22 protein-coding genes are annotated in these 23,410 nt (G+C 60.2%); 16 read left to right on the top strand and 6 right to left on the bottom strand.

Going from position 1 to position 23,410, the window contains the following annotated elements:
* Positions 1 to 7 precede the first annotated feature (7 nt).
* From QU595_RS25765 to QU595_RS25785, 5 genes are all read left to right on the top strand, one after another.
* Positions 8 to 874 (top strand): ABC transporter permease subunit, encoded by an 867-nt coding sequence (locus QU595_RS25765; RefSeq protein WP_315927355.1) that lies wholly within the window; start codon positions 8 to 10, stop codon positions 872 to 874.
* Positions 874 to 1,923 (top strand): branched-chain amino acid ABC transporter permease, encoded by a 1,050-nt coding sequence (locus tag QU595_RS25770; RefSeq protein WP_315927357.1) that lies wholly within the window; start codon positions 874 to 876, stop codon positions 1,921 to 1,923. Before QU595_RS25765 ends, QU595_RS25770 begins: the two co-directional genes overlap by 1 nt.
* Complete coding sequence (locus QU595_RS25775; protein ID WP_315927359.1) at positions 1,920 to 2,642, top strand: ATP-binding cassette domain-containing protein; 723 nt, start codon at positions 1,920 to 1,922, stop codon at positions 2,640 to 2,642. Before QU595_RS25770 ends, QU595_RS25775 begins: the two co-directional genes overlap by 4 nt.
* Entirely contained in the window at positions 2,635 to 3,318 is a 684-nt protein-coding gene (locus tag QU595_RS25780) for an ABC transporter ATP-binding protein (protein ID WP_315927361.1), read from the top strand. The genes QU595_RS25775 and QU595_RS25780 overlap by 8 nt, the downstream gene beginning before the upstream one ends.
* A gap of 61 nt (positions 3,319 to 3,379) precedes the next feature.
* Positions 3,380 to 3,970, top strand: a complete 591-nt coding sequence (locus QU595_RS25785) for an isochorismatase family cysteine hydrolase (protein ID WP_315927364.1) — start codon at positions 3,380 to 3,382, stop codon at positions 3,968 to 3,970.
* Positions 3,971 to 4,065: 95 nt separating this feature from the next.
* Here the strand turns inward: QU595_RS25785 and QU595_RS25790 are convergent, their stop codons facing one another.
* Complete coding sequence (locus tag QU595_RS25790) at positions 4,066 to 5,010, bottom strand: LysR family transcriptional regulator (protein WP_315927366.1); 945 nt, start codon at positions 5,008 to 5,010, stop codon at positions 4,066 to 4,068.
* 444 nt (positions 5,011 to 5,454) lie between these two features.
* Here QU595_RS25790 and QU595_RS25795 point away from each other — a divergent pair, with 444 nt between their 5' ends.
* The 8 genes from QU595_RS25795 to QU595_RS25830 all read left to right on the top strand — a co-directional run bounded on the left by QU595_RS25795 (position 5,455) and on the right by QU595_RS25830 (position 14,431).
* Positions 5,455 to 6,444 carry an extracellular solute-binding protein gene (locus QU595_RS25795; protein ID WP_315927368.1) on the top strand — a complete coding sequence of 330 codons (990 nt, stop codon included), beginning with the start codon at positions 5,455 to 5,457 and terminating at the stop codon, positions 6,442 to 6,444.
* Between the two features lie 18 nt (positions 6,445 to 6,462).
* Entirely contained in the window at positions 6,463 to 7,536 is a 1,074-nt protein-coding gene (locus QU595_RS25800; RefSeq protein WP_315927370.1) for an ABC transporter ATP-binding protein, read from the top strand.
* Positions 7,533 to 8,390: an ABC transporter permease gene (locus QU595_RS25805; protein WP_315927372.1), complete on the top strand. Its 858-nt coding sequence runs from the start codon at positions 7,533 to 7,535 to the stop codon at positions 8,388 to 8,390. The genes QU595_RS25800 and QU595_RS25805 overlap by 4 nt, the downstream gene beginning before the upstream one ends.
* 1 nt (position 8,391) lies before the next feature.
* Entirely contained in the window at positions 8,392 to 9,168 is a 777-nt protein-coding gene (locus QU595_RS25810) for an ABC transporter permease (protein ID WP_315927374.1), read from the top strand.
* 148 nt (positions 9,169 to 9,316) lie between these two features.
* The gene (locus QU595_RS25815) at positions 9,317 to 10,249 is read left to right on the top strand and encodes a flavin reductase (protein ID WP_315927376.1); all 933 of its coding nucleotides are present in this window, start codon (positions 9,317 to 9,319) and stop codon (positions 10,247 to 10,249) included.
* 193 nt (positions 10,250 to 10,442) lie between these two features.
* Positions 10,443 to 11,747, top strand: coding sequence for an LLM class flavin-dependent oxidoreductase (locus QU595_RS25820; RefSeq protein ID WP_315927378.1), 1,305 nt, complete (start codon positions 10,443 to 10,445; stop codon positions 11,745 to 11,747).
* Between the two features lie 32 nt (positions 11,748 to 11,779).
* Positions 11,780 to 13,600 (top strand): helix-turn-helix domain-containing protein, encoded by a 1,821-nt coding sequence (locus tag QU595_RS25825; RefSeq protein WP_315927380.1) that lies wholly within the window; start codon positions 11,780 to 11,782, stop codon positions 13,598 to 13,600.
* Between the two features lie 339 nt (positions 13,601 to 13,939).
* Entirely contained in the window at positions 13,940 to 14,431 is a 492-nt protein-coding gene (locus QU595_RS25830) for a flavin reductase family protein (RefSeq protein ID WP_315927382.1), read from the top strand.
* On the opposite strand, the gene QU595_RS25835 is transcribed toward QU595_RS25830, so the two are convergent.
* Both QU595_RS25835 and QU595_RS25840 read right to left on the bottom strand, forming a co-directional pair.
* Positions 14,428 to 14,664, bottom strand: coding sequence for a hypothetical protein (locus QU595_RS25835; protein WP_315927384.1), 237 nt, complete (start codon positions 14,662 to 14,664; stop codon positions 14,428 to 14,430). The genes QU595_RS25830 and QU595_RS25835 overlap by 4 nt on opposite strands.
* Before the next feature lie 152 nt (positions 14,665 to 14,816).
* Complete coding sequence (locus QU595_RS25840; protein ID WP_315927386.1) at positions 14,817 to 15,938, bottom strand: RHE_PE00001 family protein; 1,122 nt, start codon at positions 15,936 to 15,938, stop codon at positions 14,817 to 14,819.
* A gap of 186 nt (positions 15,939 to 16,124) precedes the next feature.
* Here QU595_RS25840 and QU595_RS25845 point away from each other — a divergent pair, with 186 nt between their 5' ends.
* Positions 16,125 to 17,321, top strand: a complete 1,197-nt coding sequence (locus QU595_RS25845) for a DUF3800 domain-containing protein (protein WP_315927388.1) — start codon at positions 16,125 to 16,127, stop codon at positions 17,319 to 17,321.
* A complete protein-coding gene (locus QU595_RS25850; protein ID WP_315927390.1) occupies positions 17,318 to 18,463 on the top strand; it encodes a site-specific integrase in 1,146 nt (381 codons plus the stop codon). The genes QU595_RS25845 and QU595_RS25850 overlap by 4 nt, the downstream gene beginning before the upstream one ends.
* 23 nt (positions 18,464 to 18,486) lie before the next feature.
* Here QU595_RS25850 and repC read toward each other — a convergent pair whose 3' ends face one another.
* From repC to repA, 3 genes are all read right to left on the bottom strand, one after another.
* On the bottom strand, positions 18,487 to 19,821 hold the full coding sequence (repC, locus tag QU595_RS25855; protein ID WP_315927392.1) for a plasmid replication protein RepC: 1,335 nt from the start codon (positions 19,819 to 19,821) through the stop codon (positions 18,487 to 18,489).
* Between the two features lie 212 nt (positions 19,822 to 20,033).
* On the bottom strand, positions 20,034 to 21,041 hold the full coding sequence (gene repB, locus QU595_RS25860) for a plasmid partitioning protein RepB (RefSeq protein WP_315927394.1): 1,008 nt from the start codon (positions 21,039 to 21,041) through the stop codon (positions 20,034 to 20,036).
* 166 nt (positions 21,042 to 21,207) lie between these two features.
* A complete protein-coding gene (repA, locus tag QU595_RS25865; protein WP_315927396.1) occupies positions 21,208 to 22,443 on the bottom strand; it encodes a plasmid partitioning protein RepA in 1,236 nt (411 codons plus the stop codon).
* Between the two features lie 338 nt (positions 22,444 to 22,781).
* Here repA and traI point away from each other — a divergent pair, with 338 nt between their 5' ends.
* Entirely contained in the window at positions 22,782 to 23,408 is a 627-nt protein-coding gene (gene traI, locus QU595_RS25870) for an acyl-homoserine-lactone synthase TraI (RefSeq protein WP_315927398.1), read from the top strand.
* The last annotated feature ends 2 nt before the right edge of the window (positions 23,409 to 23,410 follow it).

Genomic DNA, 23,410 nt, shown 5'->3' on the forward strand with positions numbered 1-23,410 from the left:
TCCGACGATGGCGCTTACCACCGTCCTTTTCCTCCAGGTTTTGACCTCGATCGCGACGATCTTCCTGTTCAGCGTCGGGCTGGCGATCGTCTTCGGCATGATGCGGGTGATCAATCTTGCCCATGGCGAGTTCATCATGCTGGGGGGATATGCGGCAGTCAAAAGCAACCAACTGGGCGTCAATCCATGGGTTGGCATGCTGCTGGTGGCGCCGGCCGTCGTGGGTCTCATAGGACTGGTCATCGAACAGGTCTTGATCAGCCGCCTTTACGGGCGGCTGGTCGAGTCGATGCTCGCGACCTGGGGCCTGAGCCTGTTTCTTACCGGTCTGGTTACGACGATCTATGGCAATACCACCGAGGGGATGCCGACGCCGCTTGGAACCATCAACATCGGCGGCTACGGACTTGGAGCATACAACCTCGCCCTTATTGTCGCGGCCCTATCGGTTCTCGTGGCCATCTACGCGGTGCTGCGGTTCACCCGTTGGGGTGTGCTGGCGCGCGGCACGATGCAGAACCCCGACATGGTCGCCGCGCTGGGCTACAATCCACATCGCATCTACGCTGTTACATTCGCCGTCGGCGCGGCGGTTTCGGGCTTGGCTGGCGGCCTGCTGGCGCCGGTGACGGGAGTGATCCCGACGATGGGGGCAGCCTTCGTCGCCAAAGCCTTCATTACCGTGATCTCCGGCGGCAGTGCCATCATCGTGGGGACCGGCTCGGCCTCGATTTTCTTTGGCACCATCAACCAGGTGGTCAGCTACGCGTTCACGCCAGGCATCGGCGAAGCAGCACTTCTGGTCGCCGCTATCGTGCTGCTGCGCATTCTGCCCGAGGGCATCTCCGGTCGCTTCTTCAGGAGGGGAGTCTGATGGGGCTTCTTCAGCGCCTCGGCGCAAGCACCTACGTCACAGCCGGGATCGGCCTTCTGATCCTGGCCGGTGTTCCAGCCACGCTCGACCTTTACAATGTTTTGCAGATCACCGTCTTTGTGGTGATGGCGATCCTCGCGCTCAGCCTGGCGTTGTCTTGGGGGTTTGGCGGAATCCTTTGTCTCGGGCAGGCCGCATTCTTCGGTCTCGGCGGCTACAGCTACGCTGTCGCGGTGGAGAACATGGGAGACAGCACGGTTCCGGTTCTGCTTTCGATCGCCGTGCCGGCACTGTTCGCCCTGGCGCTCGGCTACTTCATGTTCATGGCTCGTCTGGGTGAACTCTACGTCGGCGTGATCACGCTTTCGGTATCGCTGATCCTGTTCAATTTCTTCAACAGTGCCGCCGGCCCCGACTATGTCATCGGGGCTGCGAAATTGAATGGCTATACCGGCATGTCATCGGTGCCGATGATCAACGTTCCGGGTTTCCCTAATGCCGTTCTAGACCCCAACGCGATGTTCTACCTGGCGATGGCGTCGTTGATCATCGTCTATCTGCTGTGCAAGATCGTCTCCGTCTCGACCTTCGGCAGGATCGTCGTGGCGGTGAAACAGAACGAGGATCGAGCCGAACTGATCGGCTACAACAGCGCTGCTTTCAAGCTCGGCATCTTCGTCCTCGGAGCCGCTATCGCAGGCTACGCCGGTTGCCTTTTCACAAACTGGAATGCCTTCATCTCGCCCACGGTCTTTTCGCTGGGCACGACCGCGCAAATCATCATCTGGATCATCGTCGGCGGGCGCGAGACGTTTATCGGCCCAATCCTGGGCGCCGTCGCGATGCAGTATCTGACGACCCGCCTCGGCACGGCCGGCTCGATCGACACCAGCCTGGTGTTCGGCATCATTCTGATGGTCTTCGTTGTCGTGGTGCCCGAGGGCGCCGTACCGTTCATCAAGCGCCTGGTCATCAGGGCGGCAAACAGTTCCGCAGATCATGAAGCGACTATGCCCGTCCCCGGTTCGCGCGAGGAGACAGTTCAATGACCCTTCTCACAAGCCGCGGTCTCGAGCGGCGTTTCGGGGGGGTGTTTGCGGTGCGCAACCTCGACTTCGCAATGCAGGCAGGAGCCATTCACTGCATGATCGGTCCCAACGGCGCCGGCAAGAGTACGTTCTTCAAGTTGATTACCGGCCAGTTGCTGCCGACCGCGGGGAGCGTCGCATTTCGCGATGCCGTCGTCACGGGACTGCGTCCTTTCGAAGTGGCCAGACTCGGCATCGGCATCAAGACCCAGGTCCCCAAGCTCTTCGAGGATCTGGACGTGCGCGAAAATCTCTGGATCGCGGCGCGGCATCGCTTGCAGGCTCATGCGGCCGGTCGCTTTGTCGAGGAGCTCCTCGAAGAGCTCAACCTCACCTCGATCGCAAAGCGGCCGGTCAGTCGTTTGGCGCACGGTCAAAGACAATGGGTGGAGATCGGCGGCGTCCTTGCCGGCGATCCGCTCCTCATGCTGCTCGATGAGCCCACCGCCGGCATGAGCGATGCGGAAGTAGAACGAACGGCCGAGCTCTTGCGCGGTATGCGCCGCGCCCCCAGCATTCTGGTTGTCGAACACAACATGCGATTCATCCGCATGGTGGCGGATCGAGTAACGGTCCTGCACCAGGGTCAGAAATTCCTCGAAGGTGATGTCAACACCGTGCTGGGAGATCCGGCTGTGCGCGATATCTACCTCGGCAAGCGGTATAAACATGATGCTTGAGATCAGTGCGCTCTGCAGCGGTTATGATCGCATCGCCATCTTGCGGGATCTGAACCTTTCTGTTGCCGGCGGCGATTTCGTCGGCATCCTTGGCCACAACGGCGCCGGCAAGAGCACTTTGCTCAAAACCATCGTGGGCGCGGTGCCCGTTACGTCGGGCCGCATCGTGCTCAGAGACCGTGAAATAAACCGCGAGCCGACTTACAGGCGCGTCGCGGCGGGTGTCGGCTACGTGCCGCAAGGCAGGCAGATCTTTCCGGCCCTTTCCGTGCGCGAGAACCTGATGCTCGGTCAACGTGGCAAGAGCGCCGATTTCGAGCCGATGCTGCAATTATTCCCGCGCCTGGCCCCGCTCCTCGACCGCGTCGGAGGCACGCTCTCTGGCGGCGAGCAGCAGATCCTTGCACTCGCGAGATGCTTATGCGGCGAACCGCAGGTGATCCTGCTCGACGAACCGACCGAAGGCGTCCAGCCGTCTATCGTCGATGAGATGATCGATATCCTGAAGGCGGTCAACGAGGAGCGAGGTATCACCATAATCCTGGTCGAGCAGAACTTGGAGTTCCTGGCCTCGCTCGCCAAACGGATCAAGATCCTCAATCGAGGCAGGTTGGAAGCCGAGGTCGATCAAAGCGTTCTTCGTGACGCAAACGCCCTCGAAGCGCTGATGATGTGAGTGCCAGATGGTTCAGAAGCGAGTGATTTTTGGTTTCGGCACAACAACGGAGAAATGAGCAATGACAAGCACCGAACTCGACGATTGCCTGGTGGTCGTCATCGACATGCATAAGGGTCATATCGGCCCGGTCGCGACAATTCCGGCACCGGCATCCGAACTGGACGTGATGGTTCCGAAGCTGAGCAATTTCCTGGGCGAAGCCCGCAAGCGCAACGTTCCCATCGTCCATGTGCGGTTTGAGGCAGTCAAGGGTATCCACAACGATCACCCGGCCTGGATCGAAAGGTGGTCGGATGCACATTGCCTTGAAGGCTCGCCGACAACCGAGTTCGTGCTCAAGCCGGAAAAGGGCGACTACGTCATCGAGAGTAAGAGAACATACAATTGCTTCGCGCACACCGATCTTGAAATCTATCTCAAGCGCCTGCATCGCCACACTGTCGTCATCACCGGGATCGCGACCGACTGCTGCTGCCTCGCGACCGCGTTCGGGGCAATCGATCTCCACTACAAGGTTATCGCGATTTCAGACTGCCAAGTCGGGATGACGCCGGAATCGTCTTCCGCGGCGCTTGGGATTGTCGCCGACATGCTGGGCAAGGTCATGACCAGCGCGCAATTTCTGGCCGAAACGCGCCAGTACGCCTGAGCTGGCTTGCGGGGCCGAGTCAGCAAGGCTCTGCCCCAGCGCTTTCCCGTCCTTGCTGGCGGTCGCGCAAGCCGAACGTCCGTCGCTCCAGAACGCTAATTTTCGGGCTGGCTCGCAGCGCGCGGCCGGCGAGCGTGCCATCGCCCCTCTCGCACCAGCGCGTCTATCACGACTGCCAGCGCTTCCGACACCAGCGTCGATCCTCTTGGGTTGTCGCTCCTCTCCGAACGCACGATCGAGAGCCGCCATGATGGCGTCGGCGACACGATCGGCACAGACACAATCTCTCGTCTGGCAATCTCGTCCAGGAACGCCACTTGCGGCATGACGGTCGCGTACTCGTCGTTCTGTACGATCTTCGCCATTGCGGTGACACTGTCGCAGTCGACCGCGCGAATGGTGACGTTGTTCCTGGCTGCCAGGTTCTCCAAACCGATACGCAGCGTGTGATGACGTCCCGGCAACACGACGGGACGATCGAATATTTCTGAAAACACCACTTCCTGGCGCTTGGCGAAGGGATGTTGCGGACGCACCAGAACGACGAAATCCTCGTCGAGCAAGGGCTCTTCAGTCGTGAATTCGGTCGGCCTGTGATCTGGCAGTACCGCAACGTCGAGGCGACCGGCCTCCAACAGTTCGCCGAGGTAGCCAGGCATCGCTTCCACGATGTGCAGGGCGACCTTTGCCTCGTGCGATGACAGGTGCTGGAACAATGGCAAAGCGACGTTTCGTGCCACCGAGGTCGACAGACCTAGCGAAACGCGTTCGATGGGCCTTGTTGCCTCGCGCTGAATGGCGTCCTTGGCATGTTCGACACTGCTCAGAATGCGCCTTGCATGGTCGTAGAGTTCGCGCGCCGGCCCCGTCATCGTCGCCCCTCGCGCGTGGCGCGAGAAGAGCTGCACTCCCAACTCATCTTCCAGGTTCTGCATGTGTTGCGAGATGGACGGCTGGGCAATGCGCAGCACCTCGGCCGCCTTTGAGAAGCTGCCAAGCTCGGCGATAGACACAAAATATCTCAGTTGCCGAAGGTCCATGCCACCTGCGGTTGAATGGTTTGAATCACTCAAAAACAGCTTTTAATCTTATTAAATCTCGTAGCCTTGAGTCAAACGGCGGCCATGCGATTCCTCGTTGTGCGACGAGATTGGCCAAGGAGGGCATTTTGTTGGCGCGAAACGTGGAACCCGGCTAACGCGGCTCTGTGCATCTAGCGGAAAAGTCGCGTCATTTTCTACGCGGAACGGTGGAAGCTCCCGGTATCGAGCGTCGCTATCGTTGATAACCAGATCGTCGTGGATTGAGCCGTCCGGCCGGCCTCCATTGATGGCGATCAATCTGCGCCGAGGTGCTGTGCGCAGGCTTTTCAAAAATAAGATCAGAGCACGAAAGGGAACAAAATGAAAAATTTTCAGACTTCCGGCAAAATTTCGCGGCGTCAGTTCGGCATGTTTCTGGGTTCCGCCGGCGTGGCGCTTACCATGCGCAAGGCCTTCTCGCAGGCCCGGCAACTGAATGTGGTGATCTCGGCAGGCTTCGAGCAGTCGTTTCGCAGTTTCATCATGCCGCGTATGAAGGAGGTGCATGGAATTGACGTCGAACCCTCGATCTTCCTGAGCGCCGAAGCTCTCGCCCGGGCCATTGCGCAGAAGCAGAACCCCACCATCAGCCTTTTCACGCTGGATCAGGGTCCGTGGGCCCAGGGCAAGGCCGCTGGCGTCTGGCAAAAGCTTGACGAGAGCAAAATCCCGAACCTCGCCAATGTCTATCCAAGCTATCGCGACGCCGATGGCGGCGGCACGTCGGTCCTGGTCTACATGCTCGGCCTGCTCTATGACGAAGAGGCGATCAAGGCTAACAAGATCGCCGAACTCAACTCGTTCTTCGACCTGTGGCGACCTGAATTCAAGAACCGCATATCGATCCCTCAATTCTCCAGCACGTTCGCCTTTGCCATTCTGTCCCAGACGCAGACGCTGCTTGGAGCCAAGGACAGTTCGTTCGACGCAGCTTTTGCCAAGCTAAAGGAATTGCGACCGAACATCCGGGCCTTCACCGGAGGCGCCGGCCAGATCCTGCAATTGCTCCAGCAGCGGGAGATCTGGCTCACATATGCTCCGCAGAACCTTGCCAAGCAGGCCACTGCGGCGGGGTTGCCCATCGGTTGGAAGTTGCCGAAAGAGGGCTCGGTTGCCATGTCGCACTACATGGCGGTACCTGAAAACGCCCCGGATATCGACGGCACCAACAAGCTTGTCGACATGATGCTTTCGGCTGAATTTCAAAAAGACCTGGCCCAGCGCGGCGGTTGGGGACCGATCAATTCCAAGACCGAACTAGATCCGGCCTTCGCGGCGACATTCCCGCTTAACAAGCAAGCCATCGAGAATGCGATTCAGGCTGACTGGAACATCTATATCAAGAACCGGATCGACCTGGCCGAGCGCTGGCAGCGCGAAGTCCAGTCGTAAGCTGGCGTAGCAACAACGATGTCAGTCCGTCTTGAACTAGCTGGCCTGGAAAAGGCCTTCGGCGCCCTGTCTGTCCTCAAGGGCATGGACTTGTCCGTCGCTCCTGGAGAGTTTGTATCGCTGCTTGGTCCCTCCGGGTGCGGAAAAACGACAACCCTCAACATCATCGCCGGCTTCGAGCTGCCGGACAGGGGAGAGGTAGTTCTCGGGCAGGACAAGATCACCCGCCTGCCGCCTCATCTAAGGGGCCTGGGAATGGTGTTCCAGAGTCATGCGCTCTTCCCGCACATGACGGTCGCCGAGAATGTCGCGTTTCCTCTGATCATGCAGAAGCGGTCGCGTCAGGAGATCAAGGGACTGGTGTCAAAATCCCTCGAGCTCATAAGGCTCGAGGGATATGCAAGCCGCTATCCGCGCGAGCTTTCCGGTGGCCAGCAACAGCGTGTCGGACTAGCGCGCGCGCTAACCGCCGAGCCCAAGATCATCCTGCTCGATGAGCCGCTGAGCAGTCTTGATGCTCAGTTGCGTCGAGACATGGCTCGCGAGATCCGCCGCATCGTCAAGGCCGTCGACATCACCGCCATCTATGTCACCCACGACCAGGAAGAGGCATTGACCATGTCCGATCGGATCGTGGTCATGAACCGTGGCTGCATCGAACAGGCCGGCAGCCCGATCGAAATCTACAACAACCCCAGGACCGAGTTCGTTGCCGGCTTCGTCGGTCATGCAACCTTCCTCTCGGGCACACTGAAAGATGCAGCAGCCGGTCTGGTCGAGCTCAACCATGGAGGCAACGTCAGCCTACCGCCTGACGCCGCGCTCGGCCGCGAGGGCGATTCCGTGAGGCTGGCCATACGTCCGGATCGACTGATGCTGTCGCCGGCGCACGGCGCGACCTCCTTCAGGGGCGTGCTCAAATCCCAGACTTTCGTCGGCGCGATCGTGCGATGCGAGATCGAGTTGCCTGGTGGCCTGATCCTGCAGGCGCACTGCGCGGCCCATCGTCCGCTTGGGATCCAGACCGGCGAAAGCGTTGAAATCTGTGTCGAGCCGGGCGACTGGATACGTGTCGAAAGTGCTGTGTCATGAAACGCAGCGTGACCTTTCAAGCTGTCCTGGCCGCGCCAATGACTGTGTTGGTGGGATTCTTCTTCGCAGTGCCCCTTTTCATGGCGCTGCTGATGGCTTTCCGGCCCTTCGATGAGACCACGATCGTCGGAAGCGGCTGGACGCTGTCGAACTTCGTGAAGGCCCTCACCGATTCCTACTTTTATGCAGATCTCGGCAGGACTCTCCTCATATCGGCGCTGACGGCATTTTTCTCGCTGTTGTTCGGGTATCCGCTCGCCTGGCACCTGAACAATGTACGCTCAAAGCTTCTTCGGCTGGCTTTGGTTCTCATTGTCCTGTTGCCTTTGATGACGAGCTTTGTCGTCACGTCATTCGCCTGGATACTGCTGCTCGGCAACAACGGGTTGATCAATCGGGCATTGCTCTCACTCGGCATTATCGGCGACGCGATCCCGATCCTCAACACGATCTCCGGCGTCGTCATCGTCAACACCTACAGCTACATCGCTTTTGCGATCCTGCCGATTTTCGCGTCATTGCAGAACATCAACCCGTCCTTTGCCCGCGCGGCGCGCATCCATGGTGCAACGCCGGCGACAGCGTTTTGGAGAGTGACACTCCCGCTCAGCATGCCCGGAGTGGTTTCCGGCGGGCTCATTGTCTTTGCCCTGTCCATGTCCGGGTTCGTCGTTCCCTTCATCATTGGCGGTGGCCAGGTGATGATCGTTCCGCTCATGATCTTCAGATACACGCTGCAGATCTTCAACTGGCCGGGCGCTGCCGCCTTGGGCGTGCTCCTGTTCGCGGTGACGCTGGGACTGACTTGGCTGATCGCGGCGCTAACCCAACGGATCATGAAGTGGGAGAACTGACATGCCGCGGCTGCTCAGTGTCTTGGTCTATGCGCTCTACGCGATACTGCTCGCTCCCGTGGTCGTCACGATTGGAGCGTCGCTCACCGCCGGCGACTACCTGCAGTTCCCGCCCAACGGGCTATCGTTCAGATGGTATGCCGCCTTTTTCGGCGACAGCGAAATGATGGCAGGGCTCAGGCTTAGCCTGCTTGTCGCCTTAACCTCGGTGGCGATCTGCGTCCCCGTCGGAGCGAGCGCAGCCATCTTCGTCATGGGGCTTGGCGGCAAGTGGAGGAGCTTCCTCATTTCCTGCTTTCTGTCGCCGCTCAGCGTGCCGCTGGTGCTTAGCGGTTTTGGCCTGCTGGTGTTCTTCACTCAGCTCAATCTGGTCAACACCGTTGGTCTTACTCTCGGACACGCGGTGATCTGCGTTCCCTACATCCTGCGCACCGTGCTGGCCAGCATGTCGCTGACCGACGCGTCGCTGCCGCGCGCAGCTTCGATCTTCGGTGCCCGCCCCCTCCAGGTGGTCCGTTACGTCACCCTTCCGCTGATGAGGCCGGGGCTGGTCTCCGGCGCGCTTTTTGTATTCCTCACTTCGTTCAACAACGTGGTGACGTCCATCTTCATCTCGCCCACAGGCGCCGCGACGCTTCCCGTCGTCATCTTCGGCAGGATGGATCAGCTGGCGCAGCCCTCGGTCGCCGCCGCCAGCGCGATTACCATCATCATGACGGCAATCATGTGCCTGGTGATCGAGCAGCGCTACGCGCTTTTCCGATCGTTGGGTGGATAGAGCCAATCTCGCATTCGCAAGTGCAGGCAGTGGATCGTCAAACGTCAGGGCAGAGGCGCGGCTTCAAGCTCGCCTCGGCGGTAAGGCAATCGGTCAAATGATCTGGGCCTCGGGCCGCCGAGGCCAGACAACAGCAAGGAGATCGGCCATGGATACGCAAAATGAGTTCGATCAACGCGCCTTCAGACACTGTCTGGGCCAGTTCGGCACAGGCGTCACCGTCATCACCACGCAGACCAGCGGCAGGCGCTTCGGCGTCACCGCCAATTCCTTTGCGGCCGTCTCGCTGGATCCGCCGCTGGTGCTGTGGTCGATCAAGCGCACCTCGCGCAGCTTCGAAGCATTCCAGACAGCGGACCACTTCGCCATCAACATCCTCGGATCCAACCAGATCGATATTTCCCAGTCCTTCTCGAGCCAGGAGGATGACAAGTTCGCCGGCGTCGACTGGTCACCCGGCAAGACCGGCATGCCCTTGATTGCCGGGTCGATCGGCACCCTGGAATGCAAGATCGAGACCAGGCACGAGGGCGGCGATCACATCATCATCGTGGGTCGTGTCCTTCATTTCGAGCGCAATCCCGGTGACGCGCTGTTGTTCTCTCAGGGTCGGTACGCAGTGGCCATGGAGCATCCCAAGTTGAAGACCCCGGCCGACCTGGCCGCCCAGGCCAAGGGTGGCAAGAACGAGGACGTCACGTCGTTCTGGCGTCTGATGTTCCTGGCGCAGCATCGGATGTCGCGGCGGTTCGACAAGCCCCGCGAGCAGGAAGGTTTCAATGCTTCCGAAACGCGCGTGTTGATGTCGGTCTTCGACAATCCCGGCTGCACCATCGAGAGCCTGGTCGAGCGTTCCTTCCTGACGCGGCTCGTAGCGGAAGATGCGATCGCCGGTCTTGAGGAGCGTGGCTACATCGCTCGCGAAAGCGACGGAACGTTCCAGCTCACGCCGGCCGGCATTGCCCGACGCGAGGTCATGGCGGCCCGTTGGCAGAGCTTCGAGGAAGAAGAGCTGAAAGGCATCTCGAGCGAAGACATCGCGCGGGCCCGGTCGGTTCTTGCCAGCATCCTTTCGCGCTGAGCAAAACTGCGGGAAAGCAACGGGGGCGAGCCGCTCGAAAGGCTCGCCGCCCCCGTCGCGGGATCTGCTGGGATTAAGGAAGAAATCGCAGAATCTTCCACGCTCTGATGGAAGCTTCCGGCAGCGCTGAGCGTAAGATCCGAGGCACTCAAACAAGCATGACAAACAAGGAGGTTGTCCCGTGAGTCGGCAAATGCATCTTGGCCTGTTCCTTCTTGCGACGGGCAGTCACATCGCCGGATGGCGCTATCCTGGAGCGCTTGACACGTTCCTCGACCTCGAGGCGCTGAAGAAGATCGCCGCCACCGCCGAGCGCGGCAGGTTCGACACGATCTTTATCGGAGACAACCTTGTTGGCGACCCGACGGCGCATCCTTCCTACACTTTGCGCTACGAGCCGCTGACCATGCTTTCGGCGCTTGCGCAAAGTACAAGCCACATCGGCCTTGGCGCCACGTCCTCGACCACTTACGGCGATCCGTTCAGCGTTGCCCGGGTGTTTGCGTCCCTCGACCACATCAGCAACGGTCGGGCGGCTTGGAACGTTGTCACCACGGCCGGTACCGCCGCGGCCGAGAACTTCGGAAAGATCCACCCCAACCATGCCGAGCGCTATGAGATTGCCGGCGAGTTCGTCGACGTCGTTTTCGGGCTCTGGGATTGTTGGGATGACGACGCCGTGGTCAAGGACCGTGAGAGCGGGCTCTACATCGACCCCAAGAAAGTCAGGACCGTCGACCACGACGGGCACTACTACAAGGTCCGCGGTCCCCTCAACATTTCTCGCAGCCCGCAAGGTCGGCCGCTGATCTTGCAGGCGGGCGGGTCGGGCGCCGGCCAAGCGCTCGCCGCGCGCACCGCTGACGTCGTGTTTTCCGTGGTGCAGGACCTGGACGAGGCCAAGGCCGCCTATGCGGGCCTGAAGGGCCGGCTCGCGGAGTTCGGCCGCGGCAAGGATGACCTCATCATTTTGCCTGGCGTCATGCCGGTTGTCGGCAAGACAACGCGCGAGGCGATGGACAAGCTCAACACCCTGCAAAGCTTCGTTGCGACAAGCAACGCAATGGAGATGCTGAGCGAGCGTCTTGGCCAGGACATGTCGAAATACGATCCCGACGGCCCTATCGCGGACATCCAGATCGCCGACGGCTACCACAGCTTCGTCAGCGTGATGTTGTCAAAGGCTCGCCGCGAAGGAATGACCCTTCGCGAACTGAGCAATCTCGCCGGCGCCGCCCGTGGCCACTGGGTTCTTTGCGGGGATCCGGAATTCATCGCCGACACGTTGCAGCAGTGGTTCGAGCAGGGCGCGGCCGACGGGTTCAACGTCATGCCTCCTTATTTCCCCGGCGGCTTGGACGATTTCGTTGACCTGGTTGTTCCGATCCTGCAGGAAAGGGGCTTATTCCGGCGTGAGTACGAAGGGACCACCTTGCGCGAGCTCTTCGGCCTTTCGCGTCCGGCGCCGGGTGAGCAGGCGCACGCAATCGCTCGGTGAGAGCGCCATCGACTGGTATCGGCTGAGTTTGAATGCAGCGCGACAGTGTTGAACGGACCTATCTGACAACGATCAGGGAGATCGTCAGCCTGGTCAACGCGACCGCCGACATGTCGGCGATCATCCAGAACATTGTCGATGCTGTCTGCAAATACACCAGCTGGGATCGGAGCGTCATTATCGCCGCCGAGCCTGCATCCGGTCGTTCGATCATTGCGGTCGAAAGCATCAAGGAGGGCGGCGAACCATTCGCCGTCCAAAGAGTCTGGAAGCTTTCGACAAGTCCCATACTGAGCGTAATCGAGAGCAGGGAACCGCTCGTAATTCCCGACACCCGCACCTGCAGCTATCCGATGTACTCGGATCCTCAGTTCGCCGATCGGTTCAAGACCATCGCCTTCCTGCCTCTCAACTGCCTCGATGAGGAGGGCCGCGATCTGGTGCTTTCTGTCCATTCGGCCCAGATGCTCAAGGTTCGGCCGGCTGAGATCGAGTTGCTCCAGACCATCTGCCACCTGGCCGCCATAGCGGTGAACCGCGCCCAATTGATCCGAAAGGAGAGGCTGCAGTCTCAAAGGCTGTCGCGCTCTGCCGCGGCCGGCGGCAATCTCATGGCCGCAGCTTTGGAGGCCAGCTCACCTGAAAGGGTGATGGATCGCCTCGAAATGATCCTGTCGGCCCCCTTGGTTGTGGTTGATCTTTCGGAAGGCAGCCTATGGGCCAACCGATCGCCATTCGCCAGCGTATCCGACGAGGATTGGCGCGCTCTGCTGGCAAAGGACGAGGTCTTCCAGGATTTCTCGGACCTGACCACGGCGAGTTCCGCGACCGGCCTGCGTCACGCCCCCTACTCCTTCAGGCCGCCTCTGCCGGGTTTGCCGCTAACGGTGGATCTGCATCCGTTGCGGCTGGATAACGCCTTGGTCGGCTCGCTTATCGTCTTTCCTTCCAACGGACTGCTCGCCGACAGCGAGATCGAGAAGGTGAATGCTCAACAGGCGATATTCGCGCTCAGTTCTTACCTGTTGCGCTCCCATCTCGCGCTCAAGAACCAGATGCTGGAAAACAGCAGGTTCTTTGCCAAGCTGTTCGACGGCAGCGTGCGCGACCCGGGAAGGATACCCTACATCGCCAAGCAGGCCGGCATTGCATGGGGTCTGCCGTCAAAGCTGGTGGCCATAGCGAGAGCCGAAGCCGGCTCGACGTTCGAGAATCCGGGCGAGCTTGTGAAGCAACTAACCCGTGTCATCGGTGAATCCAGCATCCAGGGGACCGCGGTCGAGGTCGATGGCAATGTGATTGTTCACTTGCGCGGGCCCGAGCCTTCGCAGAAGGCCTTCAACTCGCTGGCCTCCAGGATCGAACGAGCGCTCAAGCTTGGCGGGGAGGCCGCCCCGATCCTTGCCGTGTCGGATCCGATCGATGACGCCAGCCGCTATGCCAGCGCCTATCAACAGTGTCTGCGCACTGTGTCGCTTGCACAAAAGTCGGCTCGAAGCGGCATAGTTTCGCTGGCCGATTTCGGACCCTTTTCCTTTCTCCTGCTGGAACTGGATGGAGAAACCATCGATGCTTTTGTGACCCGGACGCTCGGAGACATCATTCGCCGGGACAATCAGAAATCGAGCAACTATCTTGAGACTATATCGGCGCTCGCCGCTGCGAGTTTCCGGCTGCCCATCGCGGCCAGGAGCCTGGACCTGCATGTGAGCACCTTGCGCTACCGACTTGCTCGCATCGAGCAGCTTTTTCATCTGGATCTGACGGACGACGACACGCGCCTGGCGGTGGCTCTGGCGCTGCGCATCTATCGCACGGGAGGCACCTACAGGGCGGCCGCCAAAGCCCCTTAGTGGCCCGCGTGATGCCTCGGCCAATCCAGCCAACTTACCGAATTGATCGACAACAGCCGACAATGAGGACAGCTACATCGGCAAGGGGAAATTTGCTCTTGTCAAATTTATTTTATCAGCATTAAAGATACTATCTTGCTTGCCTTCGGAGTAGCAGGACTGACCGGGTGGGATAAAGCGCACTGCGCTCACCCCGGGCCGGCGATTGGTTTCGGGCCGATTGGGGCAAACGCTGGCAGGGAGGTTGCATTTTTCCGACAACCCGCGAGGTGCCACGTGAAATCGAAAAACGCCCACGGACTGACATCGCAAGCCGAGCCAAACTCGATAGTTGACGTAATGGGCAGCGACATCGAACCAACAATCTTCTGGACGGCTGTTGGCAAGCGGCCGATTGGTGCGACGGTAGTCACATCCCAGGGATCAAACGGCCCGATGGGATTTCTGGCCCTGTCTTTCGCGCATGTCAGCTCCGCGCCGCCGACCGTACTGGTGTCGGCCAGCAAGATGACGACTGCTCTGAAGGCAATCCTGGAGTCGCAAAACTTTGCCGTAAGCGTTCTGGCGGCTGGAGGTCAGCCGCTGGCGCAGGCCTTCGGTCGCAGTGGAGACATGGCGGCCAGGTTCGCTCTGGCCGAATGGGACCGGCTTGTGACAGGCGCTCCGATCCTGCGACAAGCGGCGGCGGTGTTCGACTGCACTCTGAAGCAAACCATTGAAGAGGGGAGCACAGTCATCCTGGTTGGGGCGGTGACCGGCTTGCGCCTGTCCGGCGCCAAAGGCGCAACCTTGGCTTACAGGAATGGATTTCGAGATTTCGTGGCCGACTAAAGACCTCCAGCTCTCTTGCCCGGCTTTCCTTGGATTTGGCGACTGACGATTTGCCGCTCCAATCTCATGAACGGTTTGTGATCGATTGCTAAATAGCTGATCTCAAGAAGGAACGTTTTGTGGACAAAAATGGACCTAAAAAGGAATCCTACCGCCTGGAGCGCATCGAAGAAGACGGAAAAAAACGTTCCAATCGCCGTCTTCGATACGTCGCGTGAGGCGCTGGTGATCATCCCAAGCCTCAACGAGCGCTATCGATTGCTGCTTGGGGACCGGCTTGTATGGCCTAACGAGGCTTCCGCCAAATCGTCCCCGAAATGACGCGGCTTTTGAGGGACCGGCCTTGACTTGCAGCTCGGCCCATCGCCCGAGCTTAGGCTTCGAACTAAGTTATCCCCCACGCACGAAACCGCCCCCTGCCCGTCATCTCGCGAAGTCCGAGCTCTCCAATGAGATTGAGCGCGCCCTGCTTCGATACTTTCAGTCTGTCTTCGACCATGCCCGTAGAAACGAGCGGCCGCGACAGAACGAGCTCGACCAGCTCGGGCAGTTTCGAATTCGAACGGCGATCCCGCAGGCGGCGCTCTGTCTGGGTTTTCGCCATCACCAGGCGATCATGCTCCCTCAATCCAATAAGGGCCGTTTCCTGGATGGCCTCGACAAACGCCAACACCCGCTCACCGCTGCTTCGTGCCCGCCGGCGCTCTCTCGGGATGCTCTTGGCGCCGACATGTAGGCTGGCAAGGTGACCTGCAGCGATGCCTTCCCGCCTTAGCAGCGAGGCAACGAGCAGTGGGCCGAGCCAGGCGCCGTGCTGAAGCACCTCAATCGTGGACCACGCCTCCAGCAGGATGGCCGCGCGCAGGACAGACGGCAGATCGCGCGTGCTTGTGACCACTTCCTGCCATTCGCCTAGGCGCGCATCCTCATCCCAATCGAGGTCGTAGACGAGGGCTGGTCGATCGGGCTGCGACGCCCGTGCTGGGCGAACTTGAACCGCTCCGCCCTCCAGCACCTTCGTGGTCCTGTTGAGAACGGCGTCGATTGCAGCGAACTCTTCGGTCAGCGGATCAGGCTCATCCACTTCAATCTCTTCGCCTCGATAGGGTTGCTGCCCAGAGCTCCCCTGCCCGTCCCGGTCAAGTTCCGCCGGCGCCGCCGCGCCGCGGCATGTGAGATGACGCAGTCCTTCGCGTCCAAGCGCCCAGTCTGCCGGTCGGGCTATGATTTGGCGTCGGACGCGGAGGACCGCGTGCGCGCGTGTAAGCTCGTGGGTCGGCGTGCGGATATCCATATGGGCATCGTGCAAGACAAGGTCCTCGATGTGGACGAGCTCGCCCTCGAGCCAGAGTGCGGCAACCGCATCGGCAAAATTCTGGCGCTCGGTCCAGCCCTCGCGAACCGGAGAACGAGACAGGCGCTCGTCGAGACGCGCCAAGGTCTCCGTGGCACGAGCAACCGGCCCGATCAATGTCTCCAGAGGCAATGCGGCGAAGTCGTAAACCATTGATTTATCTTAACCCGATTCGCCATAGTCCAGCTATAGCGTATTTAAGTTGACTTGTAGGGGGCTCGATCTGGCGAGTTTATCACTATCGATAATGATCTCTTATCGATAGTTATGGATTACGCAGCCGGAAATCGCTAGAATCAGTGCAAATCACGGCCGCATCGGCCAGGGAATCCGTTCAAAATGGCCGAACCGCACGCCGACCTGCCCCCCACCCTGATCTCCTGCGACGAGGCCGGCTTCACCGGCCCGAAACTGCTCGACGACAACCAGCCGATCTTCGCCTACGCGGCAATCGACCTGTCGGCCGACAAGGCCTCGGCGCTTGTCGACGAGATCAAGGCAAAATACCGGATCCAGGCGCCGGAGCTGAAGTCCAAGCTTTTGCGCAAGCGTGACAACTGGCCGACCATCGCGCTCGAGGTCGCCCAAAGGGTCGACGGTCGGGCTCTCGTCATCGCCGCCGACAAACGCCTCAACCTCGGTGGCAAGGCGTTCGAATATCTGTTCGAGCCGGTGCTGCAGGCCAAGAGCGGCCTGTTCTACCACTACGACCTGCATCGCTTCGTGATGAACGCCCTCTATCGTGTCTTCTTTATCGCCGGCAAGCCCGTTCCCCAGCTCGCGCACGAGCTGCAGGCGTTTATGAAATCCTTCGATCCGGCTGACGCCCCGACCCTGTTCGCCGCGGCCGCCGGCGAGAAGGAAACGAGCGAGGTCCTTGACTGCGTGCTGCGTTTTGCCCGCGGCTACGCCCCCACGATCGCCAGCCAGAGCGAACACCTGCAGGCCGACAACAACCAGAGCGCCAAGTGGACGCTCGACCTGACGACGACCTGCCTGTTCAGCCTGATCTTGCACGGCTGGGGACATCGGCACGATCGCCTCGACATTCTGTGCGATGATTCCAAACCGTTGAAGGCGATGGCACATGTATTCGACGGCATGGTCGGCAAGACCATCGAAGCCGATCTGTCCAACGGGCGCCAGGAGGCAAAAATCAAGGCTCATCTAGCCAACCCACTGCGGTTCGGCTCGTCGGCCGACAATCCCACCCTCCAGATCGCTGATGTGCTCGCCGGCGCGACGGCTGATGTCCTGCAACATGTCGGAGAGGAACCCTATCGCGAGCTCTATTCCTGGGTCGGCGAACACATGCACGCGCACGCCATGCTGCCGGTCGACGAACTGATCGATACCCGGTACCCCGGGCCACGCGTGAACCTGGCCGTGTTGAACGAACTCGCCCGGCGGGCGGACAAGGGCGAGGATCCGCTCAAGGGGATGGAAGACTTCTACGCTGAGGAATTTCGCAAGGTTATGCCGCAGCCCCGCGGCCTGCGCGCACTTCTTCGGACGCTTTCGAGGAGTGAGCGATGACGGGTTCGGCCATCGCACGCGCCGAGGCGCTTGACGCACTGGATTCGGTGTTACCGTTTGACCGCAGAGATTTCCTGGCCGAAATCCTTTCAGACGATGATGTCGAAACCCTTCGTCATTTGGCGAAAGAAGGGATCGGCGACAACTCCCTGCGGGCGCTGGCCTCCGACCTTGCCTATCTCGAGGCCTGGTGTCAGGCGGTTAGCGGCGAGCCCCTGCCCTGGCCTGCGCCGGAAGCGCTGCTGATCAAATTCGTTGCACACCATCTGTGGGATCCCGCCAAGCATGAAACCGATGTGACGCATGGCATGCCGCCGGAAGTCGCGACCACGCTCCGGGACGCCGAACTGCTGCGGGCGGACGGGCCTCATGCGCCGAGCACCGTGCGCCGGCGACTGTCCAGCTGGTCGACGCTGACCCAATGGCGCGGGCTGAAGGGTAAGTTCAATGCGCCGGGACTGCGCAGCGCGCTGAAACTCGCGAGCCGCGCCAGCGCCCGTCCGCGCGTCCGGAAAAGCGCGAAGGCCGTGACGGCCGATGTGGTAGCCGCACTTCTGAAGGTCTGTGCCGGCGATCGCCTTGTTGACGTTCGCGATCGCGCCCTGTTGCTCATGGCGTTCGCCTCTGGCGGCCGGCGCCGCAGTGAAGTGGCCTCCCTGCGTGTCGAGCAACTCACGGAGCAGGATCCGGTGCCGCTTGACCCGAAAGACCCGGATGGACCGACCCTGCCCTGCACGATCATCCACCTTGGCCGCACAAAAACGACGGAGGCCAACGACGACGCTTCCGTGCTTTTGATCGGGCGCCCCGCGATCGCCCTCACTGAGTGGCTGGAGCGTGCGGGGATTTCCGAGGGCGCAGTGTTCCGCGGCATCGATCGCTGGGGGCATCTGGAACGTCGCGCTCTGACGCCGCAATCCGTAAACCTCGTCCTGAAGCGGCGCATTGCCGAGGCCGGCTTCGATCCGAAGGCGTTTTCCGCCCACGGCCTGCGTGCCGGCTATCTGACCGAGTCTGCTCGCCGTGGCATTCCCCTGCCGGAGGCCATGCAGCAATCACAACACCGTTCCGTCCAGCAAGCTTCGCGCTACTACAACGACGCCGAGCGGCAGTTGGGTCGTGCTGCGCGGCTGATCACCTAGCGAACTCCGCATAGCCCGCACCGTCACCATCTCGGCTTCTCCAAGCTGCGGCGCAGCGCATCGGATACCTGAAGCTGCCCACCACCTTGCGGCCGCCCTTCATCCTGATCGCCCCGCCCCTTCCTGGGCGCTTCCTCCTGCTTGTCGGCATCGAGTTTGGCTCTGAGCAGCGCCATCACCATCGGCCAGGTCGAGAACTTTCCTTCCCTGGCGCGATCGGTCAGGCTGCGCAAATAACCGCCGGCGTTGTTGATCTGCGAACTCCGCTGGTATATCGCGGCGAGCGTAATCGCGGCCTGCTGCTCGCCCAGCACGTCGAGCGCATCCTTCCAGGCGCTCGGGCTGACGCCAAGCATGGGCCGGGCAGCCTCCGCGGCGGCCAGAAAATCGCGCCAATGGCGAATTTGCCCGCCGTTTTTGCCCCCTGGGGCCAGCTCCCTCAAGTTCGGGCAGGCATCCAGCACGATACCCAGTGGCAAATCCCGTTTAGGCAGGCTGCGCACGTTCTCGGTTTCCGCTGCGGTGGCAGCTTCTTCATTTCCTCCTAAGCCACTTTCAGAGTCAAAATGGGAGTCTGGATTTGAATTCTGTATGTGGCAGCCGAAATGGGACTCATTGGCGTCCGGTTTCGGTGTTTTCGTGAATGATTCCAGTGTGTCACGGATTTCGGCCCAAAGCTCCTCTAGCTCGTCGCCTACGCTCTCAAGGAGCTGCCGGGAGGCGCTGCGTGGCAGCCGACCTATAATTGCCTGGTAGGTCTGCAGCACACGGCCCCAATTGCCGGGCACCTTCTCTTCGACACCGGCGTCGATCATCTTGACTATGTCGCGACGCAGCAGCGTAAGGCGCTCCCTGGCGACGCGAAACGCCTTCCTTTCGGCCTGGACCGCATCTGCGAGGTCTCTGAACTCTTCCGCGCGCGCCACGATCGGCGCCAGATCGAAACCGTAGGCCTGCTCGATCTCCCCTCCCCTGGCCTTGCGCGCGAAGCGCTTGCCGTTAGGGCTATCGCGGCGAATGATCAGGCCGCAGTCGACCAGCACAGCCAGATGGCGGCGCAGCGTCGTCGCTGGCATGCCGTTGGCGCGTGCCATCAGCTGCTCGTTGGACGGCCACACAACGAGCTCTCCGTCGCCGGCAAGCGTTGTTTCCGGATGGAATGATAGTAGGGCGTTCAGAATGGCTAGCGCCCTGTCTGTGGCGCCGATGAGGTCTCGCGCCTCACGAATGTACTGGAACACCTGCCATTTCTGGACGCTTGCCTCCTTGGGCATCGTCCTGGCCTTCGCCTGGCTTGATATCTGGCCAAGCGAAACCGGCCGCCGCCCAAAGGGCGTCGTTGCAATATGCGTCTGCATTTTCCTTCACCTGTCGTTAGGCAAAAGAAATCTGCTCGCCGAAATGGCGTGAACCCCAATCAGGGCTCTTGACGGAGATTCCGGGAAATGCGATTCTCGCAGCTACCACACAGACGAGAAGGGCTTTCGGAACGCCGTTTCGGGGGCCTTTTTCTTTTTGCCGATTGTTTCGTCACCTCCGCCGCGCCTCAATGAGCGCTTACGGAAGGCACTCAGCTTCGCTTTGCTCCATTACCCTCCTGTTCAAGAAACTCGCTCAATAGCGTGTCAAGGCGCGACGAAACGAACGTCGCGAACGCAGGCACAACCTTCTCGTTGAAGACGATCGTCGTCTTGCCGTTGCCGCGCTGAATCTGGCCTGCCCGTTTACCTTGCGGTGTGGACCACGTCTCCGTCCGGACCGTAACGTGGCGGCGCGGCTTTTCAATCACCTGCCATATGGCCGAAAAGCGCGCGTCGCTTTCCATCGATTGCACTCCGGGCCCGGCAAGCGCAGCTTCGATCGCGGCGATGACCTTGGGCTCATCGATTCGCTCTGCGAGCGCAACCCACCTCGAACGCCCAGATTTTGGAGCGGGTCCAATTTGCCTAATCAGGGCTTCCGGGATGCGTCTTGCGATCGCAATGTAGCGACTTAGATCTGCCTTATCGGTTGAAAGGGCAGCGATGATTGTGCCCCTGTCGTAACCACCATCCTCAAGGCGCTTCGCAAACAACGCCTTCTCGATGAACGAGAGATCTTGCCGATCGAGGTTCTCTCGCCCTTGTGCAATGACGAGTTGGGCGTCACTCAATTCTCTGACTATCGCCTTGACCTGGCAGCCAAGTCGTTCCGCCGCGCGCAGACGTCGCCGGCCATAACCAATCTGGAAGCGACCAGCAGACGTCGGATGGGGCCGCACGAGGATGGGAACCTGTTGCCCATTCTCTTCAATGCTCGCAACAAGCTGCTCGAACCCCGGGTCGATCTCGATGGGAATTCTGTCGGCAATCGCAGTCCCTTCGATCAAGCTAGGATCGAGAGACACAACCGCTTCGCCGGCGACAAGTTGCTGCTTCAATTTCTCGGCCGCTTTGGCGGTCTCTGACATTTGCTGGAGCGACGCGCCCATGGCGCCAATCGCGCCTGTTCGCACACGGTCTGGCGATTTGGCCGGGGATAGGGTAGGGGGCTCAGGCTTCGTTAGGAAAAGTGAATTGATGGCATCCTTCCGGCTCATGAGTATGCCCTCGTGGGTTTTTCAGTCAGTTGTTGGGAGCTCCCAACAATCCGGCTGACCGGACCGACGCGCTTCGCCCAAGTGATATCGCGTCTCGTGTTGGGAGCTCCCAACAACAACTGCAATGTTAACGCCTTCCCGAACTCACACGCCTCTTCGTGGGCATTCATGTCCGCCCCCAGGAGGCTTTTACAAGGCCCTCGATCTCACCGTTGACTGCGTCGAGTGCCTCGATGGCTCGATCGAAAGTCGAACGCGTTAGGTTCTCTCTACCGATTTCGTAAAGCGTCTGCTTTGAAAGTCCCGCATCTGATACCGCAGCGGATTTCACCATCGGATTTGTCAGCACATAGTCGTCGAAGAGGTTCCGGAGCAGCGCGGCTACCTTTGTCTGTGGCGCGTCCTGTGGCTCATACCGCGTAAAAAGGTACCGAATGAAATCGTACTTCAACTCGCCGCCAGCATCGCGCACCACTCCAAGCAAATCCCTTGTCATGAGCAAGAACTGGCTCATGGAGGCAACATCCAGCATCTGCGGATGCACCGTCACGATCATAGCGGTCGCCGCACAAAGTCCGCTGAGTGTCAGAAATCCAAGCTGCGGCGGGCAATCAATGACGACGACGTCATAGCGGTCAGCCACATCGTCAAATGCTGAGGCAACTCGTGTGAAGAACAGCCCGTCTCTAGATCGCTCCCCAGATGTTAGTGCCTTCGGCGTCGTATGCTCAAACTCCATGAGCTCAAGATTGCCCGGGACAAGGTCTAGCCCATCGAAATAGGTCTGACGGACGACTTCTCTCAACGGTCGCTGCTGCTCGTCGTATCTGATCGCGGCGTACAGCGTCTCGTTCGCTGGGACATCGGTTTCAGGAAGAACCCCCAAGAGCGCAGAAAGGCTTGCCTGCGGGTCGAGGTCGACCGCGAGTACCCGATACCCCTGCAGAGCCAGATACTGGGCCAAATGTGCCGATGTGGTGGTCTTGCCGGATCCGCCCTTAAAGTTCGTTACGGCCAACACCTGCAGGTGTTCGCCCGGCCGGCGATGCGGCACGAACTCGATACTGCCGCGTCCTCGAGCCGAACTGGCGAGCATCTGTCGGATTTCGTTGATCTGGCCCAGCGTATAGAGTCGGCGTCCATTGCTAGCGACATCAGGTACCGGACCTTCGCCCGCCAGCGTCATCTTGCGTAGAGTCGAATCCGAGATACCCATGAGACGAGCCGCTTCGCCCGACGTGAACCTGCGCAACGTCTTCCTGGATGAAGGAGGGAACAGCGCCTCACTCATTGCATGCAGTTGGGCACTAAGAAGCTCAGCCTGCGCTCCGATTGTCTCGTCGACATCGGCAGCGGGCTTTCGCGAATGTTCTAAAGCTACACTCACGTTGAAAACCTTCATCACGGATTTTTAGGCGGAACACGACTTTTTCCGTGACGATACCAGCCATGCCTTCACTTGCAAGATTTTAATGGTTAACGGAACCTTAACGTCGCTGGCATATGAATTCGTCGTATCCCAATATTTCTCAATTAATTTCGACACTTAGTGGCTTGTGAGAATTCTGCAACGCGACACGCCACTAACACTTTTGTTAGTAAAAACCATCGCAGATGACCGTTCGCCGGCTGCCGCGACAGAGGCAGCGGGTAGAATCACCACTAACACTTTTGCGAGTAGATCGCCCGGCGGGTAGCCGGCAAACCCCCTGCGTCACCAATGCCAGGGAGATTTGTCCGATGCGAGTTATCGCCATTGCGAAGCCCCGAACTGTCGCGGAAAGGAAGATCATCGACGAAATGCACCGCCTGCGGGCGCGCATTTTCCAGGGTCGCCTCTCGTGGAACGTGCGCTGTGTTGCCGGCCGCGAATATGACGAATTCGACGATCTAGTGCCAACCTACATCGTCACGCTCGCGGACAGAGGCACCGTAATCGGCTGCGCGCGGCTGCTTCCGGCCGACGGCAAGACGATGCTTGGCGCGGTGTTTCCGCACCTCCTTCGCGACGGCCGGCTCCCAGCGCATCGGCATATGGTTGAGAGCTCCCGCTTCTGTGTCGACACCGCATGTGAGGAGGGGAGGGCACAAGGTCAGTTGCACGCCGCCACTCTCACCATGTTCGCCGGCATCGTCGAGTGGTGCATGGCAAACGGGTACACCGAGATCGCCACCGCGACGGATGTGCGGTTCGAGCGCATCCTGAAACGCGCCGGCTGGCCGATGCGGCGCCTCGGCGAGCCCGTCCTGATCAACGAAACGCGCAGCGTCGCCGGAATCCTCCCGGCGGACGCGGCAAGCTTCAACTGCCTACGCCCAGACGGATATTGTTCAGCGATACCTGCCCTGCGGCAAAGGGCGGCCTGAAC

It is taken from the genome of Mesorhizobium sp. SP-1A, assembly GCF_032460275.1.
Taxonomy (GTDB): Bacteria; Pseudomonadota; Alphaproteobacteria; order Rhizobiales; family Rhizobiaceae; genus Mesorhizobium.

What these genes read in the sequence shown, in the direction of transcription:
- QU595_RS25765 (WP_315927355.1), top strand. Translation starts at nt 8, where the DNA reads ATGGCGCTTACCACCGTCCTTTTCCTCCAGGTTTTGACCTCGATCGCG.
- QU595_RS25770 (WP_315927357.1), top strand. Translation starts at nt 874, where the DNA reads ATGGGGCTTCTTCAGCGCCTCGGCGCAAGCACCTACGTCACAGCCGGG.
- QU595_RS25775 (WP_315927359.1), top strand. Translation starts at nt 1,920, where the DNA reads ATGACCCTTCTCACAAGCCGCGGTCTCGAGCGGCGTTTCGGGGGGGTG.
- QU595_RS25780 (WP_315927361.1), top strand. Translation starts at nt 2,635, where the DNA reads ATGCTTGAGATCAGTGCGCTCTGCAGCGGTTATGATCGCATCGCCATC.
- QU595_RS25785 (WP_315927364.1), top strand. Translation starts at nt 3,380, where the DNA reads ATGACAAGCACCGAACTCGACGATTGCCTGGTGGTCGTCATCGACATG.
- QU595_RS25790 (WP_315927366.1), bottom strand. Translation starts at nt 5,010, where the DNA reads ATGGACCTTCGGCAACTGAGATATTTTGTGTCTATCGCCGAGCTTGGC.
- QU595_RS25795 (WP_315927368.1), top strand. Translation starts at nt 5,455, where the DNA reads ATGCGCAAGGCCTTCTCGCAGGCCCGGCAACTGAATGTGGTGATCTCG.
- QU595_RS25800 (WP_315927370.1), top strand. Translation starts at nt 6,463, where the DNA reads ATGTCAGTCCGTCTTGAACTAGCTGGCCTGGAAAAGGCCTTCGGCGCC.
- QU595_RS25805 (WP_315927372.1), top strand. Translation starts at nt 7,533, where the DNA reads ATGAAACGCAGCGTGACCTTTCAAGCTGTCCTGGCCGCGCCAATGACT.
- QU595_RS25810 (WP_315927374.1), top strand. Translation starts at nt 8,392, where the DNA reads ATGCCGCGGCTGCTCAGTGTCTTGGTCTATGCGCTCTACGCGATACTG.
- QU595_RS25815 (WP_315927376.1), top strand. Translation starts at nt 9,317, where the DNA reads ATGGATACGCAAAATGAGTTCGATCAACGCGCCTTCAGACACTGTCTG.
- QU595_RS25820 (WP_315927378.1), top strand. Translation starts at nt 10,443, where the DNA reads ATGCATCTTGGCCTGTTCCTTCTTGCGACGGGCAGTCACATCGCCGGA.
- QU595_RS25825 (WP_315927380.1), top strand. Translation starts at nt 11,780, where the DNA reads ATGCAGCGCGACAGTGTTGAACGGACCTATCTGACAACGATCAGGGAG.
- QU595_RS25830 (WP_315927382.1), top strand. Translation starts at nt 13,940, where the DNA reads ATGGGCAGCGACATCGAACCAACAATCTTCTGGACGGCTGTTGGCAAG.
- QU595_RS25835 (WP_315927384.1), bottom strand. Translation starts at nt 14,664, where the DNA reads ATGATCACCAGCGCCTCACGCGACGTATCGAAGACGGCGATTGGAACG.
- QU595_RS25840 (WP_315927386.1), bottom strand. Translation starts at nt 15,938, where the DNA reads ATGGTTTACGACTTCGCCGCATTGCCTCTGGAGACATTGATCGGGCCG.
- QU595_RS25845 (WP_315927388.1), top strand. Translation starts at nt 16,125, where the DNA reads ATGGCCGAACCGCACGCCGACCTGCCCCCCACCCTGATCTCCTGCGAC.
- QU595_RS25850 (WP_315927390.1), top strand. Translation starts at nt 17,318, where the DNA reads ATGACGGGTTCGGCCATCGCACGCGCCGAGGCGCTTGACGCACTGGAT.
- repC (WP_315927392.1), bottom strand. Translation starts at nt 19,821, where the DNA reads ATGCAGACGCATATTGCAACGACGCCCTTTGGGCGGCGGCCGGTTTCG.
- repB (WP_315927394.1), bottom strand. Translation starts at nt 21,041, where the DNA reads ATGAGCCGGAAGGATGCCATCAATTCACTTTTCCTAACGAAGCCTGAG.
- repA (WP_315927396.1), bottom strand. Translation starts at nt 22,443, where the DNA reads ATGAAGGTTTTCAACGTGAGTGTAGCTTTAGAACATTCGCGAAAGCCC.
- traI (WP_315927398.1), top strand. Translation starts at nt 22,782, where the DNA reads ATGCGAGTTATCGCCATTGCGAAGCCCCGAACTGTCGCGGAAAGGAAG.